Origin of the sequence: Serratia ureilytica, from assembly GCF_013375155.1 — a bacterium.
Lineage (GTDB): Bacteria > Pseudomonadota > Gammaproteobacteria > Enterobacterales > Enterobacteriaceae > Serratia > Serratia ureilytica.
Genome location: NZ_JABXOF010000009.1, coordinates 22,007 through 40,893, shown reverse-complemented (window position 1 = coordinate 40,893; position 18,887 = coordinate 22,007). Strand labels below are relative to the sequence as shown.

The following is an 18,887-nucleotide window of genomic DNA, read 5'->3' as shown; positions in this document are numbered from 1 at the left end:
CGGCTTGTCGGCCCCGTCTCCCTTTACCCGCCGGTTCTCCGCCGGCGGGTTTCGCAGCCAAGGGTTCAGAGTATGTCAGAGCAGCTCCTCTATTTTCTGCAGCAGATGTTCAACGGCTTAACGTTGGGCAGCACCTATGCATTGATCGCCATCGGTTACACCATGGTTTACGGCATCATCGGCATGATCAACTTCGCCCATGGCGAGGTGTACATGATCGGCAGCTATGTCTCCTTTATCGTTATTGCCGCCCTGATGATGCTCGGCATCGACGTCGGCTGGCTGCTGATCGGCGCCGCGTTCCTGGTCTCGATCGTCATCGCCAGCGCCTACGGCTGGAGCATCGAGCGGGTGGCCTACAAGCCGGTGCGCAACTCCAAGCGCCTGATTGCGCTGATCTCGGCCATCGGCATGTCGATATTCCTGCAAAACTACGTCAGCCTGACGCAGGGCTCACGCGATCTGGCGCTGCCCAGCCTGGTCACCGGCCAGTGGGTGCTGGGGGAAAGCAACGGCTTCGCCGCCACCATCAGCACCATGCAGCTGACCATCTGGCTCGTGACCTTCCTGGCGATGCTGGCGCTGACGCTGTTTATCCGCTATTCGCGCATGGGCCGTGCCTGCCGCGCCTGTGCGGAAGATCTGAAGATGGCCAGCCTGCTGGGCATCAACACGGACCGGGTGATCTCGCTGACCTTCGTCATCGGTGCGGTGATGGCGGCGGTGGCCGGGGTGTTGCTCGGCCAGTTCTACGGCGTCATCAACCCTTACATCGGCTTCATGGCCGGTATGAAAGCCTTCACCGCCGCGGTTCTGGGCGGCATCGGCAGCATTCCGGGCGCGATGATCGGCGGCCTGGTGCTGGGCGTGGCGGAAGCGCTGACCTCCGCCTACCTGAGCACCGAATACAAAGACGTGGTGTCGTTCGCGCTGCTGATCGTGGTGCTGCTGATCATGCCGACCGGCATCCTCGGGCGTCCGGAGGTTGAGAAAGTATGAAACTCAATCTGCTCAATGCGCTGATCGCCACGGCGGTGCTGTTCGTGATGGCGTCGTTCCTGATGGGCATGCAGCTCAGCCTGGACGGCACCAAACTGGTGGTGCACGGCGCGGCGGAAGTGCGCTGGATGTGGATCGGCATCGGCTGCGTCATCGTCTTTTTCTTCCAGCTGTTGCGCCCGCTGCTGCAGCAGGGCCTGAAAAAGGTCTCCGGCCCGGCGTTCGTGCTGCCTAGCTTCGACGGCACCACGCCGCGGCAAAAGCTGCTGGCGGCTCTGCTGCTCGTCGCGGCGGTCGCCTGGCCGTTCCTGGTGTCGCGCGGCACGGTGGATATCGCCACCCTGACGCTGATCTACGTGATGCTGGGCCTCGGCCTCAACGTGGTGGTGGGCCTGTCCGGTCTGCTGGTGCTCGGCTACGGCGGTTTCTACGCCATCGGCGCCTACACCTATGCGCTGCTGAATCATTATTACGGCCTCGGCTTTTGGGAGAGCCTGCCGCTGGCGGGCATCGTCACCGCCGCCTTCGGCTTCCTGCTCGGTTTCCCGGTGCTGCGGCTGCGCGGCGACTATCTGGCGATCGTGACGCTCGGCTTCGGTGAGATCGTGCGCATCCTGCTGCTGAACAATACCGAGATCACCGGCGGGCCGAACGGCATCAGCCAGATCCCGAAACCGACCTTCTTCGGCCTGGAGTTTAACCGCAGCGTGCGCGACGGCGGCTGGGATACCTTCCATAACGTCTTCGGCCTGAAATACGATCCGAGCGATCGCATCGTATTTCTGTACCTGGTGGCGCTGCTGCTGGTGGTGCTGACGCTGTTCGTCATCAACCGCCTGCTGCGCATGCCGCTCGGACGCGCCTGGGAAGCGCTGCGCGAAGACGAGATCGCCTGCCGCTCGCTGGGCCTCAGCCCGACGCGCATCAAGCTGACCGCCTTTACCATCAGCGCCGCGTTCGCCGGGTTTGCCGGCACGCTGTTCGCCGCGCGCCAGGGGTTCGTCAGCCCGGAATCCTTCACCTTCGTCGAGTCGGCCTTCGTGTTGGCGATCGTCGTACTGGGGGGCATGGGCTCGCAGTTCGCGGTCATTCTGGCGGCGATCCTGCTGGTGGTGTCGCGCGAGCTGATGCGCGATCTGAATGAATACAGCATGCTGCTGCTGGGGGCGCTGATGGTGCTGATGATGATTTGGCGGCCGCAGGGGCTGTTGCCGATGAAACGGCCGCAGCTGAAGCTGCAGGCGGCGGACATTCACGCGGGCAAGGGGGAACAGGCATGAGCGTTCAACCTTTACTGCAGGTGGAAGGCCTGTCGATGCGTTTTGGCGGGCTGCTGGCGGTCAACAATGTCGCGTTGACGCTCAATGAAGGCGAAATCGTGTCGCTGATCGGCCCCAACGGCGCCGGTAAAACCACGGTGTTCAACTGCCTGACCGGTTTCTACCGCCCGAGCGGCGGCACCATCAAATTGCGCGATCGCCATCTGGAAGGGCTGGCGGGGCAGGCCATCGCCCGTATGGGCGTAGTGCGCACCTTCCAGCATGTGCGGCTGTTCCGTGAAATGACGGTGATTGAGAACCTGTTGGTGGCGCAGCATCAGCACCTGAAAAGCGGCGTGTTCGCCGGGCTGCTGAAAACCCCGGCCTTCCGCCGCGCCGAAGCCGAGGCGCTGGCGCACGCAGCGGAGTGGCTGGAGCGCGTCGGCCTGCTATCGATGGCCAACCGTTCGGCGGGCAATCTGGCCTACGGGCAGCAGCGTCGGCTGGAGATCGCCCGCTGCATGGTGACCCGGCCGGAGCTGCTGATGCTGGACGAACCGGCCGCCGGTCTGAACCCGAAAGAGACCGACGAGCTGGATCATCTGATCGTCGAGCTGCGCGATCGGCATAAGGTCTCGGTGTTGCTGATCGAGCACGACATGAAGCTGGTGATGGGCATCTCCGATCGCATTTACGTGGTGAATCAGGGCACGCCGCTGGCGCAGGGCACACCGGCGGAGATCCGCAACAACCCGGACGTGATCCGGGCTTATTTGGGCGAATAATAATATGTTGTCATTCAATCAGGTATCCGCCCATTACGGCAAAATTCAGGCGCTGCATCAGGTCAGTCTCACGATTAGTCAGGGCGAAATCGTGACGTTAATCGGCGCCAACGGCGCCGGTAAAACCACGCTGCTCGGCACCCTGTGCGGCGAACCGCGCGCCAGCGAAGGCAGCATCGTCTTCCAGGGGCAGGACATCACCCAGTGGCAAACCTCGCGCATCATGCGCGAAGCGGTGGCGATCGTGCCGGAAGGGCGGCGAGTCTTCTCGCGCATGACGGTGGAAGAAAACCTGGCGATGGGCGGCTTCTTCGCCGATCGTCACCAATATCAGCAGCGCATCGAACGGGTGTTCACGCTGTTCCCGCGCCTGCTGGAGCGCCGAAGCCAGCGTGCCGGCACCATGTCCGGCGGCGAACAGCAGATGTTGGCCATCGGCCGCGCGCTGATGAGCCAGCCGAAGCTGCTGCTGCTCGACGAACCTTCGCTTGGGCTGGCGCCCATCATCATCCAGCAGATTTTCGACATCATTCAGCAGCTGCGGGAAGAGGGCATGACCATCTTCCTGGTGGAGCAAAACGCCAATCAGGCGCTGAAATTGGCGGACCGCGGTTATGTGCTGGAAAACGGCCGCGTGGTGTTGGAAGATACGGGGGCTGCATTGTTAGCCAACGAAGCAGTGAGGTCGGCGTATCTGGGCGGTTAATCCGCCCCCCTACGAATTAAAATAATCAGGTACGAGAAGAAGAAATGAAGACAGAAGGGTTACTCGCGCAGCGCATCGTTAACGTAAAAAGTTCGGCCATCCGTGAATTGCTTAAGCACAGCAAGATGGAACACGTCATTTCGCTGGCGGGCGGCATCCCCTCTGATGCGCTGTTCGATTTCGAAGGATTGAGCATCGCCACCCAGCAGGCGATCACCGAACAGCCGAAAAGCGCATTCCAGTATGGCCTGACCGAGGGCAGCCCGCTGCTGCGTGAGCGCATTTGCGCGCTGTGCGCCGAGCGCGGCGTCACCGCGCGCGCAGAAGAGGTGATGGTCACCGCCGGCTCTCAGCAGGCCCTGGATTTGGTGATGCGCGCCATCGTCAACCCGGGCGACGTGTTCGTGGTGGAGCGCCCGACCTACCTGGCGGCGCTGCAAACGCTGGAACTGGCGGAGGCCAACATCATGTCGGTCTCGTCCGACAGCGACGGCATGGTGGTGGAAGAGCTGGCCGAGCTGCTGAAAACCCAGCGCATCAAGGGCGTGTACGTGGTGCCGAACTTCGGCAACCCCAGCGGTATCACCCTCAGCGCCGCGCGCCGCGAACTGCTGGTGAAGCTGGCCGCCGAACATAACTTCCTGATCATCGAAGACGATCCGTACGGCGAGCTGCGTTTCACCGAAGAGCGCCACCCGACGCTGCATCAGGTGTCGCAGCAGGTGCTGGGCAACACCGACCACATCATCTATACCTCGACCTTTTCCAAGATCCTGGCGCCGGGCCTGCGTTTGGGCTGGGCGATCCTGCCGCCGTTCCTGCTGCATAAAGTGGCGATCATCAAACAGGCGGCGGATCTGCACGCCAGCGCCCTGTCGCAGAGCATCGTCGAATGCTACCTTGGCCTGGATCGCCTGCCGGCGCAGATCGACAAGATCCGCGCCGCCTATAAACACAAGGGCGAGATCCTGGCCGGTTTGGTGGAGCAGGAGCTGGGCGACTACATCACCTTCGATAAACCGAAGGGCGGCATGTTCCTGTGGGCGCGTTTCCGCCAGCCGTTCAACGCCACCGAATGGCTGAACACCACGCTGCAGCAGGGCGTGGTGTTCGTGCCGGGGGAATACTTCTTCTCCGACAACCCGGATCGTTCGACCTTCCGCCTGTCGTTCGCCACCGCCACCGAGCAGCAGATGCAAGAAGCGGTCGCGCGCCTGCGCCGTTCGCTGTAATCCTCGCGGCGGCGGAGCCCATGCCCGCCGCCGACATCAAACCGCCATCTTCACTTCACCTTGCCGTCATGTGGCTGTCATCTAACGGTTATTTTTCTGTCATCCGCGCATGGCATGTTAGCTTCCGAACAAAAAACTGATTCTTTTCGCTCACGCGCTTTTACACCAGCTTTTTCAGGAGTTAGGCATGCTCACCTACGCTATTCGCAAAACCACGTTGTGCGTCGCATTGACCCTGGCGGTCAGCGCACAGGCGCTGGCGGCGACAGAAATCCCGTTCTGGCATTCGATGGAAGGCGAACTGGGTAAAGAAGTGGACTCTCTGGCGGATCGCTTCAACCAGTCGCACAGCGACGTCAAGATTGTGCCGGTTTATAAAGGCAACTACGAACAGAGCCTGGCGGCGGGCATCGCCGCTTACCGCTCCGGCAAGGCGCCGGCGATCCTGCAGGTTTACGAGGTGGGCACCGCCACCATGATGGCCAGCAAAGCCATCAAACCGGTCTATGAAGTGTTTAAAGAGGCCGGCATCAACTTCGACGAGTCGGTGTTCGTGCCGACGGTGGCCGGCTATTACACCGACAACAAGAGCGGCCATCTGCTGTCGCAGCCGTTCAACAGCTCCACGCCGGTGCTGTACTACAACAAAGACGCCTTCAAAAAGGCCGGCCTGAACCCGGATCAACCGCCGAAAACCTGGCAGGAACTGGCGGCGGATACCGCCAAACTGCGCGAAGCCGGCATGAAGTGCGGTTACGCCAGCGGCTGGCAGGGCTGGATCCAACTGGAGAACTTCAGCGCCTGGCACGGCGTGCCGTTCGCCAGTGAAAACAACGGCTTTGGCGGCACCAGCGCCAAGCTGGAGTTCAACCAACCGCTGCAGGTCAAACATATTGCGCTGCTCGAAGCGATGAACAAGAAGGGCGACTTCACCTATTTCGGCCGCAAAGACGAATCCACCGAGAAGTTCTATAACGGCGACTGCGCCATCACCACCGCCTCATCCGGTTCGTTGGCGGACATCAAGCACTACGCCAAATTCAACTACGGCGTCGGCATGATGCCGTACGACGCCGACGCGAAAAATGCGCCGCAAAACGCCATCATCGGCGGGGCCAGCCTGTGGGTGATGAACGGCAAAGACGCCGCCACCTACAAGGGCGTGGCCGAATTCCTGCAGTACCTGGCGCAGCCGGAAATCGCCGCCGAATGGCACCAGAAGACCGGCTATCTGCCGATCACCACCGCGGCTTACGATCTGACCAAGCAGCAGGGCTTCTACGACAAGAACCCGGGTGCCGACGTCGCCACTCGTCAGATGCTGAACAAGCCGCCGTTGCCGTTCACCAAGGGCCTGCGCCTGGGCAACATGCCGCAGATCCGCAGCGTGGTGGATGAGGAGCTGGAAGGCGTGTGGACCGGCAAGAAAACGCCTCAGCAGGCGTTGGACGCCGCCGTGCAGCGCGGTGACGTGCTGCTGCGCCGCTTCGAAGCTTCGACCAAGTAACCCCGCGTCGCGGGCCCGGTAGACCGGGCTCGCGTCTTCACGCCGATCCTTCCGTACCCGATTAATGGTTTAACTGCTATGTCATCTTCCCGTCCCGGTTTCGGCTGCAGCTGGTTGCCCTATGCGCTGGTGCTGCCGCAGCTGCTGATTACCGCCGTCTTCTTTTTATGGCCCGCCGGCGAAGCGCTGTGGTATTCGGTGCAGAGCCTCGATCCGTTCGGCCTGTCCAGCCAGTTTGTCGGGCTGGATAACTTTAAACAGCTGTTCCAGGATCCTTACTACCTCGACTCGTTCTACACCACGCTGATCTTCAGCTTCCTAGTGGCCGGCATCGGGCTGGCGGTTTCGCTGTTCTTCGCTGCGCTGGTGGACTACGTGCTGCGCGGCAGCCGCCTCTATCGCACGCTGATGATCCTGCCCTACGCGGTGGCGCCGGCGGTGGCGGCGGTGCTGTGGATCTTTCTGTTCAACCCCGGTCTGGGGTTGATCACCCATTTCCTCAACGGTCTGGGCTATAACTGGAACCATGCGCAAAACAGCGGCCAGGCGATGTTCCTGGTGGTGCTGGCCTCGGTATGGCAGCAGATAAGCTATAACTTCCTGTTTTTCCTCGCGGCGCTGCAGTCGATCCCGCGTTCGCTGGTGGAAGCGGCGGCCATCGACGGCGCCGGCCCGGTGCGGCGTTTCTTCCATCTGGTGCTGCCGCTGATCGCGCCGGTGAGCTTCTTCCTGCTGGTGGTCAATCTGGTGTACGCCTTCTTTGATACTTTCCCGGTGATCGACGCCGCCACCGGCGGCGGGCCGGTGCAGTCCACCACCACGTTGATCTACAAGATCTACCGCGAAGGCTTCGCAGGGTTGGATCTCTCCAGTTCCGCCGCGCAGTCGGTGATCCTGATGTTGCTGGTGATCGGCCTGACGGTGATCCAGTTCCGCTTCGTTGAACGTAAGGTGCGCTACCAATGATTGAGAATCGACGCGGGCTGGACATCTTCAGCCATGTGATGCTGATTATCGGCGTGCTGGTGGTGCTGTTCCCGCTGTACGTGGCCTTTGTCGCCGCCACGCTGGACGACAAACAGGTGTTTCAGGTGCCGATGACGCTGGTGCCCGGCGGTCACCTGTGGGAGAACATCCGCAATATCTGGCAGGGCGGCGTGGGCAACCTCAAGGTGCCGTTCTCGCTGCTGCTGCTCAACAGCGTGATCATGGCGCTGGCGATCACCTGCGGCAAGATCGCGGTGTCAGTGCTGTCGGCTTACGCCATCGTGTATTTCCGTTTCCCGCTGCGCAGCCTGTTTTTTTGGCTGATTTTCCTCACCCTGATGCTGCCGGTGGAAGTGCGCATTTTCCCGACGGTGGAGGTGATCTCCAACCTCAACCTGCTGGACAGCTATACCGGCCTGACGCTGCCGCTGATGGCCTCGGCCACCGCCACCTTCCTGCTGCGCCAGTTCTTCATGACGTTGCCGGATGAGCTGCTGGAGGCGGCGCGCATCGACGGCGCCGGGCCGATGCGTTTCTTTTGGGACATCGTGTTGCCGCTGTCGAAAACCAATCTGGCGGCGCTGTTCGTCATCACCTTTATCTACGGCTGGAACCAATACCTGTGGCCGATCCTGATCACCAGCGACGCTTCGATGGGCACCGCGGTGGCGGGCATCAAGAGCATGATCTCCACTTCCGGCGCGCCGACCCAGTGGAACCAGGTGATGGCGGCGATGATTCTGACTTTATTGCCACCGCTGGCGGTGGTGCTTCTGATGCAGCGCTGGTTTGTGCGCGGTCTGGTTGATAGCGAGAAATAACGACGATGGCAGGATTAAAACTACAGGCGGTCACCAAGTCTTACGACGGTAAAACGCCGGTGATCAAACAGATCGACCTCGACGTGGCGGACGGTGAATTCATCGTGATGGTCGGCCCGTCCGGCTGCGGCAAATCCACGCTGCTGCGGATGGTGGCCGGGCTGGAGCGCACCACCAGCGGCGATATCTATATCGATACCCGGCGCGTGACCGATCTGGAGCCCAAGGATCGCGGCATCGCGATGGTGTTCCAGAACTACGCGCTCTATCCGCACATGAGCGTGTACGACAACATGGCTTACGGCCTCAAGATCCGCGGTTTCGGCAAGGAGCATATCCGCCAGCGAGTGGAGGAAGCGGCGCGCATCCTGGAGCTGGAGCCGCTGCTCAAGCGCAAACCGCGCGAACTTTCCGGCGGCCAGCGCCAGCGCGTGGCGATGGGGCGCGCCATCGTGCGCGAACCGGCGGTGTTCCTGTTCGATGAACCGCTGTCCAACCTGGACGCCAAGCTGCGGGTGCAGATGCGCCTGGAGCTGCAACAGCTGCACCGACGCCTGAAAACCACCAGCCTGTACGTGACTCACGACCAGGTGGAGGCGATGACGCTGGCGCAGCGGGTGATCGTAATGAACAAGGGCGTGGCGGAGCAGATCGGCACCCCGAGTGAAGTGTACCAACGGCCGGCTTCGCTGTTTGTCGCCGGCTTTATCGGATCGCCGGCGATGAACCTGCTGCCCGGCACCCTCAGTGCCGACGGCGGCCAGCTGCTGCTGGCGGACGGCATGACGCTGCCGTTGCCGGCGGCCAAGCCGCAGTGGGCGGGGCGGCAGTTGACGCTGGGCATTCGGCCGGAGCATATTCAGCTGGTGGCGCAAGGCCAGGGCGTGCCGCTGCAGCTGCAGACGCTGGAACTGCTGGGGGCCGACAATCTGGCGCACGGCCAGTGGGGCGGTCACGGGGTGATCGCGCGGTTGTCGCATGAAACCTTGCCGACGGCGGGCAGTACGCTATATTTGCAGCTGCCTGCTCAGGCGCTGCACTTCTTTGACACCCACAGCGGATTACGGATGGATTGATGACGAGACCCTGGCCTTACCCTCATATTGTCGCCCACCGCGGCGGCGGTTCTCTGGCGCCGGAAAACACCCTGGCGGCGATCGACGTCGGCGCGCGCCACGGCCACAAGATGATCGAGTTCGACGCCAAGCTGGCGCAGGACGGGCAAATTTTCCTGCTGCACGACGACACGCTGGATCGCACCAGCAACGGTTGGGGCGTGGCGGGCGAGCTGCCGTGGGACAAACTGGTGCAGCTGGATGCCGGCAACTGGTACAGCTCGGCCTTCAAGGGCGAGCGGCTGCCGCTGTTGTCGGAGGTGGCTGAACGCTGCCAGGAACATGGCCTGATGGCCAATATCGAGATCAAACCGACCACCGGCAGCGACGATGAAACCGGCCGGGTGGTGGCGCTGGCGGCGCGGCTGCTGTGGCAAGGGCAGACCGACCCGCTGCTCTCTTCTTTCTCGGTCGAAGCGCTGGCGGCGGCGCAGCGCACCGTGCCGGACTTGCCGCGCGGCCTGCTGTTGGAGGCCTGGGACGACAACTGGCGCGAGCTGACTGAACGCCTGGATTGCGTCTCGCTGCATATCGATCACAAAGCGCTGACCGCCGAGCGGGTGAAAGCGTTGAAAGACGCCGGGCTGCGCATTCTGGTGTATACCGTCAACCAAGCGGATCGCGCGCGCCTGTTGCTCGATTGGGGCGTTGACTGCATTTGCACCGACCGGATAGATTTGATTGGCCCGGATTTTTAATCCGGCGCCGATGAATCCCGCGACGACAAGCCTTGCCGCCGCACCACCGGAAGGAATGCGATGCCTGGCTTTATCCTGTCACTGTGGCACCAGATCGTGCTGTCTTTACCGCTGTTCGTCCTGATCGCGTTGGGTTATGGGCTGATTCGCTGGGGGAAATGGCCTTCCAGCATCACCGATGGCCTGACGCGCTTCGTGTTTTCCCTCGCCTTGCCCGCCATGTTGTTTCGCATGATGTGCGACTTCTCGCAGCGCCCGGCGGTCGACGCCCGGCTGTTGATCGCGTTCTTTGGCAGCTGCCTGATCGTGTTTGTGCTTGGCCGCCTGGTCGCCCGGCACCTCTTCCGGCTAGATGGCGTCGCCGGATCGGTGTTTGCGCTGGGCGGTATTTTCTCCAATAACGTGATGCTCGGTTTACCGATCGCCAGCGTAATGCTGGGGCAGGCGGCGATCCCGTCGGTGGCGCTGGTGCTGGTGTTCAACGGCCTGATCCTGTGGACGCTGGTGACGGTATCGATCGAATGGGCGCGCAACGGCTCGCCGACGCTGAGCGGCTTCGCTAAAACCGCGCGCAGCGTGCTGACCAACCCACTGATCGTCGGCATTCTGTCCGGCACCTTGTTCAGCCTGACCAGCCTGCCGCTGCCGACCTTCGTCGATCGGCCGGTCAGCATGCTCGGCCAGGTGGCGGCGCCGCTGTCGCTGGTGGTGCTTGGCATGGGGCTCGCGGAGTACCGCATCAGCGAAGGCTGGCAGCTGAGCAGCGCCATCTGCGTGCTGAAGCTGCTGGTGCAGCCGCTAGTGATTTGGCTGCTGGCCTGGATGATGGATTTGCCGCCGATGGAGACCCGCGTTGTGGTGCTGTTGGGCTCAATGGCGGTGGGGGTGAACGTCTACCTGATGTCGCGCCAGTTCAATACGCTCACCGGCCCGGCCGCCACCAGCCTGGTGATGTCCACCGTGCTGGCGGCGATCACCACGCCGCTGTTCCTCACCGTTATGGGCGTGCGGGCGTAGCCGGCATCGGCGCCTGCGGCACCGCCGGCGCGGTGCGATTGAACGGATCGCGCGGCTGGTTGCCGTTAGGCAGCAGTTGCCCGCCGTTCGGCGTGGTTTGCATCAGCTGTTGCCGCTGATTGTCGAACTGTCGCTGCTGCTGCAGGCGGCGTTGATCCATCTGCCGGTTGTTCAACAAGCGCTGTTGCTGCGCCTGCTGGCTGTTTTGGTTGAGTAACTGCTGCTGTGAGCGCAGGTCGGTTACGCCGTTGGCCGCCGCCGCCAACCCAGGCAGCAACAGCAGAGCGAACAGAATGTGAGAAGTTTTCATGATGGTTACCTCGCCTTTTTATTAAGCCTAACCCAGCGGTGAAATTTTGCCGGTAGTTTATCTTTTATTCAGATGTAAACCGCCTTTCATCCCCTTATGCGTCCATCTTCCGTTACAATCGCCCTTTCGGTCTTTTTAGGGTGAACCCATCGTGCTGCTTTTGGTTATAACCACCATCCTGTGGGCATTTTCTTTCAGCCTGATCGGCGAGTACCTGGCGGGCCATGTCGACAGCGGGTTCTCGGCGCTGGTGCGCATCGGGCTGGCGGCGCTGGTATTCCTGCCGTTTCTGCGTTGGCGCAATATCAAGCCCAGGGTGATCCTGCTGTATATGCTGGTGGGCGCCTTCCAACTGGGCATCATGTATCTGTTCAGCTTCCGCGCCTATCTCTACCTGACGGTACCCGAATTCCTGCTGTTCACCGTGTTGACGCCGCTGTACATCACGTTGATCTACGATTTGCTGAGCGGCCGCCGTCTGCGCTGGGGCTACGTCTTCAGTGCGCTGCTGGCGGTGCTGGGCGCGGCGATCATTCGCTATCATCAACTGAGCGAACACTTCTGGTGGGGGCTGCTGTTGGTGCAAGCGGCGAATATCAGCTTCGCCATCGGCATGGTCGGCTATAAGCGCCTGATGGAAGTGCACCCCTTGCCGCAGCACACCGCCTTTTCCTGGTTCTACCTGGGGGCGGCGGCGGTGGCGGTGGTGGCCTGGTTCCTGTGGGGTAACCCGCAGCAGCTGCCAACCACCAACCTGCAGTGGGGCGTGCTGATCTGGCTGGGCGTGGTGGCGTCGGGACTGGGTTACTTCATGTGGAACTATGGCGCGACTCAGGTCGATGCGGGCACGCTCGGCATCATGAACAATATGCATGTGCCGGCCGGTTTGTTGGTCAATCTGGCCATCTGGCAACAGCAGCCGCACTGGCCGAGCTTTATCATCGGTGGGGCGGTGATCGTCGCTTCGCTGTGGGTGCATCGCCGCTGGGTAGCGCCGAAACAGCTTGGCTAAACGAGTGGGCCACCCCGGAACGGGGGGCCCGAATGTTTATACGCCGGCCGCCAATGCTTTGGCGCCGGTCGCGCCGGGGCGTGCGGCATCGCGTACAAACGGCAGATGATCGCAGGCGTGCTGGCGGGCCGAGCGGATAAAGGCTTCGGTCACCGCCTGGCGCTGTTCGCCGTCGCGCACGGCGGCGTACAGGCGGCTCCACAGGCCGTCACCCAGGGTTTTGGTCACCACCAGCCCCTGACGTTCGAAACTCTCCACCACCCAGTGCGGCAGCGCCGCAATCCCCATCCGCGCCGATACCATCTGGATCAGCAGTAGCGTGTTATCGACGTTCTTCAATGCCGGGTTGACGCCCGCCGGCTGCAGGAAATGCCGCCAGATATCCAACCGCTGGCGCTGCACCGGGTAAATCAACAGCGTTTCATCGCTCAAGTCTTCCGGCTCGATGTGCGGCTTGCCGGCCAGCGGATGATCCGGCGCCAGCACCAGACGCACCTCGAAATCGAACATCGGCGAATAGTGCAGGCCGCTGCGCGGCAGGATATCCGACGTCATCACCAGATCCAGCTCGCCCTGTTGCAGGGCCGGCTGCGGATCGAAAGTGACGCCGGAGGTGAAGTCCATCACCACCTGCGGGAAACGCTGGCGGAAGTTGTCCAGCGCCGGCGTCAGCCACTGAATGCAGCTGTGGCATTCGATGGCGATGCGCAGCGTGGTTTGATGCGGCTCGTGGCAGGCCTGCAGCGCCTGCTGGATCTGCGGCAGCACCTGTTCCGCCAGCTGCAGCAGGATTTCGCCCTGGGCGGTGAAGCGCAGGGGCTGGCTCTTGCGCACGAACAGCTTGAAGCCCAGACGTTGCTCAAGATCGCTGAACTGGTGCGACAGGGCAGACTGCGTCTGATGAAGTTGGGCCGCCGCCCCCGCCAACGAACCGCTGTTGCGCAGAGCCTGCAGCGTCCGTAAATGTTTCAGTTCGATCATGAGAGTCCTTCACATTGACAGTGAATAAATTGCGCTTGTGGTTAATACAGTACCTGCTGATTATGGATGTGTAAACATCTGGACGGCTAAATGGGGAATATGACGATGGCAATCTTGAATCACACACTGGGTTTTCCTCGCGTTGGGCTACGACGTGAGCTGAAAAAAGCTCAGGAAAGCTACTGGGCCGGCAACTCAACGCAGGAAGAGCTGTTGGCGGTTGGCCGCGAGCTGCGCGCTCGTCATTGGCAGCAGCAACAGCAGGCCGGGGTGGATTTGGTGCCGGTCGGCGATTTCGCCTGGTACGATCATGTGTTGACCACCAGCCTGCTGCTGGGCAACGTGCCGGCGCGCCATCAGAATGCGGATGGCTCTATTGATCTGGACACGCTGTTCCGCATCGGCCGTGGCCGCGCACCGACCGGCGAGCCGGCGGCCGCGGCGGAAATGACCAAATGGTTTAACACCAACTATCACTACATGGTGCCCGAATTCCAGCAAGGCCAGCAGTTCAAGCTGGGCTGGACCCAACTGCTGGACGAAGTGGACGAAGCGCTGGCGCTGGGGCATCACATCAAGCCGGTGCTGCTTGGCCCGGTGACTTATCTGTGGTTGGGTAAAGTGAAGGGCGAGCCGTTCGACCGCCTGTCGCTGTTGAAAGAGATCCTGCCGGTTTACCAGCAGGTGCTGGCGGAGCTGGCGAAGCGCGGCGTCGAATGGGTGCAAATCGACGAACCTGCGCTGGTGCTGGAGCTGCCGCAAGCCTGGCTGGACGCCTTCAAACCGGCGTATGACGCGTTGCAGGGGCAGGTTAAGTTGCTGTTGACCACGTATTTCGACAGCGTCGGCCACAACCTCGACACCATTCGCACGCTGCCGGTGCAGGGGCTGCACGTCGATCTGGTCGCCGGCCATGACGATATCGCCGCGCTGAGCGCCGCATTGCCGCAAGACTGGCTGCTGTCGCTGGGCGTGATCAACGGCCGCAACGTTTGGCGCGCCGATCTGAGCCGCTGGTTCGAACGTCTGCAGCCGCTGGTGGGACAGCGCCCGCTGTGGATCGGCACCTCCTGTTCACTGCTGCACAGCCCGATCGATCTGAGCGTGGAAAGCCGTCTGGACGAAGAAGTGAAAAGCTGGTTCGCCTTCGCCCTGCAAAAATGCGCCGAGCTGGCGCTGTTGAGCTCGGCGCTGAACGCGCCTGACGCGACGAAACAGGCCGAGCTGGACGCCTACAGCGCGCCGATCCGCGCCCGTCGCCAGTCGAACCGCGTGCATAACTCACAGGTTGAGCGCCGTCTGGCCGCGATCACCGCGCAGGACTGCGAACGCCGCAGCGCGTACGCCGAGCGCGCCAGGGCGCAGCGCGAGCGTTTCAAGCTGCCGGCCTGGCCGACGACGACCATCGGTTCGTTCCCACAGACCACCGAAATCCGCGGCCTGCGTCTGGACTTCAAACAGGGCCGTTTGGACGGCAGCAACTACCGCACCAGCATCGGTGAGCACATCAAACAGGCGATCGTCGAGCAGGAGCGCCTCGGGTTGGACGTACTGGTGCACGGTGAAGCCGAGCGCAACGACATGGTGGAATATTTCGGTGAGAACCTCGACGGCTTCGTGTTTACCCAGAATGGTTGGGTGCAGAGCTACGGTTCCCGCTGCGTGAAGCCGCCGGTGATCATCGGTGACGTCAGCCGCCCGGAAGCCATTACCGTCGAATGGGCCAAATTCGCCCAGTCGTTGACCGACAAGCCGGTGAAAGGCATGTTGACCGGGCCGGTGACCATCCTGTGCTGGTCGTTCCCGCGTGAAGACGTGACCCGCGAAGTGATCGCCAAGCAGATTGCGCTGGCGCTGCGCGACGAGGTAGAGGATTTGGAAAAAGCCGGCATCGGCATCATTCAGATCGACGAACCTGCGCTGCGCGAGGGGCTGCCGCTGCGACAATCCGACTGGGCCGCCTACCTGAACTGGGCGGTGGACGCCTTCAAATTGAACGCCGCCGTGGCGCAGGATGACACCCAGATCCACACCCACATGTGTTACTGCGAGTTCAACGACATCATGGACTCCATCGCCGCGCTGGACGCCGACGTGATCACCATCGAGACCTCGCGTTCCGATATGGATCTGCTGGAAGCCTTCAAAGAGTTCGAATACCCGAACGAAATCGGGCCGGGCGTCTACGATATCCACTCGCCGAACGTGCCGAGCGTGGAATGGATCGAAGCGCTGCTGCGTAAAGCGGCGCAGAACATCCCGGCGGAACGCCTGTGGGTCAACCCCGATTGCGGCCTGAAAACTCGCGGTTGGCCGGAAACCCGGCAGTCGCTGGCCAACATGGTATTGGCGGCGCAGCGCCTGCGCGAGCACGCGTGATGCCGCGCGGCGGGTAAACCGCCGCAGATAGATTTACTGGTGTGATGATTGGGCGCTTCGGCGCCCTTTTTTATGCGAGGAGGATTACTTGACGCCGTGCTGGGCGAACCACGCCAGCATGCGCTGCCAGCCGTCTTCCGCCGCTTCGGCGTTGTAGCTGGGGCGATAGTCGGCGTTGAATGCGTGCCCGACGCCAGGATACACCACGATTTCGGCATCGGCGTTGGCGGCGCGGATCGCCTGACGCATGTTTTCCACCGTATCCAGCGGAATACCGCTGTCCTGCCCGCCATACAGCCCCAGCACCGGCGTTGACAAGTGTGTGGCGACATCGACCGGATGCTTCGGCGAATTCAGCGTTTTTTCACCCACCAGTTTGCCGTACCAGGCGACGGCCGCTTTTAACTGCGGGTTGTGCGCTGCGTACAGCCAGGTAATGCGGCCGCCCCAGCAAAAACCGGTGATCGCCAGCTTGCCGGCGTCGCCGCCGTGGCGGATAGCCCAGTGCGCGGCGTGATCCAGATCCGACAGCACCTGACGATCCGGCACCTTGGTCACCAGCTGCTGGAACAGCTCGCCGATATCGGTGTAGTCGTTGGCGTCGCCCTGGCGGAAATAGAGCTCGGGGGCAATCGCCAGATAGCCCTGTTTGGCCAGACGACGGCACAGATCCTGAATATGTTCATGGACGCCGAAGATTTCCTGCACCACCAGCACGATGGGGAAGGGGCCGTTGTGGTCGGCGGGTTTGGCGACGTAGGCCGGCAGCGCGTCTCCCTGGGAAGGAATAGTCGTTTGCCCGGCGTGAATGCCCTGTTCATCGGTGATAATCGCGGAGGCGGCTACCGGCGCGGCGGCCGGGGCGAATCCTCCCTGAGCCTGTTCTAATGTCATCACATGTTCGGTTTTCATTGCGGTCTCCGTGCAATAGAAAAAAGCGCTGAGATTAACTATAGGAAAGATTACCCATTATTGGCGCTGCGTGGCGCACTTTCGGACAAGTCGATAAAAAACGGCTAATTATCTGGCTTTACGGCATTTTTAAGCGCTTTTTATCATGTTATTACGCGTTTTGGCCCGCGTAAGTGCCATAAGGTGCGTTAGAGGGCTTTTTTGTCCCTAAGCAACCGATAAGATGGGGGTATTTCGAATTGATGAGCTAAATAGTTTCAGCCGGCAATCAACGGGCAGGGAGCGGCAAGGTTTGTCGGCTAGACTGAGGTTTAGCGGTGCGTTCTGGATGCCTTATAGTGCTTTTTTTTGTGATAAAAATCACAAAAAATATGTAGCATGTAATTTGTTTCTCTTTTCATAGTGACTATCGTCACGAAATTAAGCGGCGATTTTCAGTAGAGTGCTTTTTTGTTCCTCCCAATAAACATGATCCATGAGGAGTCTCGTATGTCTCAGTCTGATGTTTTTCATCTCGGCCTCACCAAGAACGATTTACAAGGGGCCCAGCTTGCCATCGTGCCGGGCGATCCGCAGCGCGTAGAGAAGATTGCCAAGCTGATGGAAAATCCGGTGCATCTGGCCTCCCATCGTGAATTCACTACCTGGCGCGCAGAGCTGGACGGCAAGGCGGTGATCGTCTGCTCCACCGGCATCGGCGGCCCGTCTACCTCTATCGCGGTGGAAGAGCTGGCGCAGCTGGGCATCCGCACCTTCCTGCGTATCGGCACCACCGGCGCCATTCAGGCGAACATCAACGTCGGCGACGTACTGGTGACTACGGCAGCGGTACGCCTCGACGGCGCCAGCCTGCACTTTGCGCCGATGGAGTTCCCGGCGGTCGCGGACTTCGCCTGCACCACCGCGCTGGTGGAAGCGGCCAAAGCCAGCGGCGCGACCACCCACATTGGCGTAACCGCTTCTTCCGATACTTTCTACCCGGGCCAGGAACGTTACGACACCTACTCCGGCCGCGTGGTCAGCCGTTTTAAAGGCTCGATGGAAGAATGGCAGGCGATGGGCGTGATGAACTATGAAATGGAATCCGCCACGCTGCTGACCATGTGCGCCAGCCAGGGCCTGCGCGCCGGCATGGTGGCCGGGGTGATCGTTAACCGCACCCAGCAAGAGATCCCGAACGCCGAAACCATGAAAAACACCGAAAGCAAAGCGGTGCAGATCGTGGTGGACGCCGCCCGCCGTCTGCTGTAATCGCCTTACCCCCAGCGGGCCGCCGACGCGGTCCGTTTTTCCATTCGCGGCTAATCTGTTACGGTGATACTCCTCAGCGCTGCGCCGATGGCTGCCGCGCGTTGTCAGAACAAAAACAACGAGGACGTTTATGACCGCCCAGATCCTGCTTCATCCTTCGCTTGCGCCGCTCGACGGCGGCATTAACTTCCGTGACTTCGGCGGCAACGGCGTGGCCGACGGGCGCCGCATCAAACGCGGCCTGCTGTTCCGCTCCGGTTCTCTCGAGCGGCTGACGGAAAACGACTGCACTTTCCTCGCTGGGGTGCCGGTGCGTTCGGTGCTGGACTACCGCGATGCCGACGAAGTGCAGGCCAAACCGGATATTCTGTGGAATGGCGCCGACTATCACCACGTGCCGGCCAACCCGCTGAGCAGCGAAGTCAACGCCAACCTGGAAAAGCTCACCAACGAAACGCTGGCCGCTTTCGACGCCCGGGCGTTCATGCTGGAGCTGTATCGCCGCCTGCCGTTCGGCAATGCGGCCTATCAGCGGTTGGCGCAGCTGTTGAGCAACCCCGGCGGCGGCGCAATCGTGCAACACTGCGCGGTCGGCAAGGATCGCACCGGGGTCGGTTCGGCGCTGGTGCTGTTCGCGCTGGGGGCCGACGAAGCGACGGTGCTGGAAGACTATCTGCTGACCGAAACCACGCTGGCCGCTTTCCGCGAGCAGATGCTGGATCAGCTGTCTATCAAGTTGAATGCGGCGGCGCTGGAGCAATTCGCCTACGTGCTCAGCGCGCGCGAGGAGTTCCTGATGACGGCGCTGGGCTGCATCCGCCAACAATACGGCTCCACCGACCGCTGGCTGGAAGCGGAATACGGCCTGGGCGCGGCCCAGCGCGAAGCGCTGCGGGCGTACTACCTCGAGTAAATT

General features: G+C 61.6%; 18 protein-coding genes. 15 read left to right on the top strand and 3 right to left on the bottom strand.

Translation table 11 applies throughout. From position 1 onward, the window contains the following. Positions 1-72: 72 nt before the first annotated feature. The 11 genes from livH (at position 73) to HWW83_RS16940 (ending at position 11,126) form a co-directional block, all read left to right on the top strand. Entirely contained in the window at positions 73-999 is a 927-nt protein-coding gene (gene livH, locus HWW83_RS16990; RefSeq protein WP_015376290.1) for a high-affinity branched-chain amino acid ABC transporter permease LivH, read from the top strand. Further along, positions 996-2,279 carry a high-affinity branched-chain amino acid ABC transporter permease LivM gene (locus tag HWW83_RS16985; RefSeq protein ID WP_042783462.1) on the top strand — a complete coding sequence of 428 codons (1,284 nt, stop codon included), beginning with the start codon at positions 996-998 and terminating at the stop codon, positions 2,277-2,279. Before livH ends, HWW83_RS16985 begins: the two co-directional genes overlap by 4 nt. Then, a complete protein-coding gene (gene livG, locus HWW83_RS16980; RefSeq protein WP_069100525.1) occupies positions 2,276-3,043 on the top strand; it encodes a high-affinity branched-chain amino acid ABC transporter ATP-binding protein LivG in 768 nt (255 codons plus the stop codon). Before HWW83_RS16985 ends, livG begins: the two co-directional genes overlap by 4 nt. 4 nt (positions 3,044-3,047) lie before the next feature. Further along, the gene (gene livF, locus HWW83_RS16975; protein ID WP_015376292.1) at positions 3,048-3,749 is read left to right on the top strand and encodes a high-affinity branched-chain amino acid ABC transporter ATP-binding protein LivF; all 702 of its coding nucleotides are present in this window, start codon (positions 3,048-3,050) and stop codon (positions 3,747-3,749) included. Positions 3,750-3,793: 44 nt separating this feature from the next. Next, on the top strand, positions 3,794-4,981 hold the full coding sequence (locus HWW83_RS16970) for an aminotransferase-like domain-containing protein (RefSeq protein ID WP_033652643.1): 1,188 nt from the start codon (positions 3,794-3,796) through the stop codon (positions 4,979-4,981). 187 nt (positions 4,982-5,168) lie between these two features. After that, positions 5,169-6,488, top strand: coding sequence for a sn-glycerol-3-phosphate ABC transporter substrate-binding protein UgpB (ugpB, locus tag HWW83_RS16965; protein WP_004934396.1), 1,320 nt, complete (start codon positions 5,169-5,171; stop codon positions 6,486-6,488). Positions 6,489-6,566: 78 nt separating this feature from the next. After that, positions 6,567-7,454: a sn-glycerol-3-phosphate ABC transporter permease UgpA gene (ugpA, locus tag HWW83_RS16960; RefSeq protein ID WP_015376293.1), complete on the top strand. Its 888-nt coding sequence runs from the start codon at positions 6,567-6,569 to the stop codon at positions 7,452-7,454. After that, complete coding sequence (gene ugpE, locus HWW83_RS16955) at positions 7,451-8,296, top strand: sn-glycerol-3-phosphate ABC transporter permease UgpE (RefSeq protein ID WP_004934403.1); 846 nt, start codon at positions 7,451-7,453, stop codon at positions 8,294-8,296. The genes ugpA and ugpE overlap by 4 nt, the downstream gene beginning before the upstream one ends. Before the next feature lie 5 nt (positions 8,297-8,301). Continuing rightward, positions 8,302-9,372: a sn-glycerol-3-phosphate import ATP-binding protein UgpC gene (locus tag HWW83_RS16950; protein ID WP_060434765.1), complete on the top strand. Its 1,071-nt coding sequence runs from the start codon at positions 8,302-8,304 to the stop codon at positions 9,370-9,372. After that, on the top strand, positions 9,372-10,109 hold the full coding sequence (gene ugpQ, locus HWW83_RS16945; RefSeq protein ID WP_069100522.1) for a glycerophosphodiester phosphodiesterase: 738 nt from the start codon (positions 9,372-9,374) through the stop codon (positions 10,107-10,109). Before HWW83_RS16950 ends, ugpQ begins: the two co-directional genes overlap by 1 nt. A gap of 60 nt (positions 10,110-10,169) precedes the next feature. After that, positions 10,170-11,126: an AEC family transporter gene (locus tag HWW83_RS16940; protein ID WP_069100521.1), complete on the top strand. Its 957-nt coding sequence runs from the start codon at positions 10,170-10,172 to the stop codon at positions 11,124-11,126. Here the strand turns inward: HWW83_RS16940 and HWW83_RS16935 are convergent. Continuing rightward, positions 11,107-11,436, bottom strand: a complete 330-nt coding sequence (locus tag HWW83_RS16935; RefSeq protein ID WP_033644978.1) for a hypothetical protein — start codon at positions 11,434-11,436, stop codon at positions 11,107-11,109. The genes HWW83_RS16940 and HWW83_RS16935 overlap by 20 nt on opposite strands. Positions 11,437-11,587: 151 nt before the next feature. Between HWW83_RS16935 and HWW83_RS16930 the strand changes: the two genes are divergently transcribed. After that, positions 11,588-12,448 carry a carboxylate/amino acid/amine transporter gene (locus tag HWW83_RS16930; protein ID WP_016929456.1) on the top strand — a complete coding sequence of 287 codons (861 nt, stop codon included), beginning with the start codon at positions 11,588-11,590 and terminating at the stop codon, positions 12,446-12,448. A gap of 36 nt (positions 12,449-12,484) precedes the next feature. Here the strand turns inward: HWW83_RS16930 and metR are convergent, their stop codons facing one another. Next, positions 12,485-13,429 carry an HTH-type transcriptional regulator MetR gene (metR, locus tag HWW83_RS16925; protein WP_016929455.1) on the bottom strand — a complete coding sequence of 315 codons (945 nt, stop codon included), beginning with the start codon at positions 13,427-13,429 and terminating at the stop codon, positions 12,485-12,487. Positions 13,430-13,519: 90 nt separating this feature from the next. Between metR and metE the strand changes: the two genes are divergently transcribed. Further along, positions 13,520-15,808, top strand: a complete 2,289-nt coding sequence (gene metE, locus HWW83_RS16920) for a 5-methyltetrahydropteroyltriglutamate--homocysteine S-methyltransferase (protein WP_176589441.1) — start codon at positions 13,520-13,522, stop codon at positions 15,806-15,808. A gap of 84 nt (positions 15,809-15,892) precedes the next feature. Here the strand turns inward: metE and HWW83_RS16915 are convergent, their stop codons facing one another. Then, positions 15,893-16,720, bottom strand: coding sequence for a dienelactone hydrolase family protein (locus HWW83_RS16915; protein WP_033652652.1), 828 nt, complete (start codon positions 16,718-16,720; stop codon positions 15,893-15,895). Positions 16,721-17,209: 489 nt separating this feature from the next. Between HWW83_RS16915 and udp the strand changes: the two genes are divergently transcribed. Continuing rightward, entirely contained in the window at positions 17,210-17,971 is a 762-nt protein-coding gene (gene udp / locus HWW83_RS16910; protein WP_004934432.1) for a uridine phosphorylase, read from the top strand. Positions 17,972-18,101: 130 nt separating this feature from the next. After that, a complete protein-coding gene (locus HWW83_RS16905; protein WP_033652653.1) occupies positions 18,102-18,884 on the top strand; it encodes a tyrosine-protein phosphatase in 783 nt (260 codons plus the stop codon). Positions 18,885-18,887: the final 3 nt, after the last annotated feature.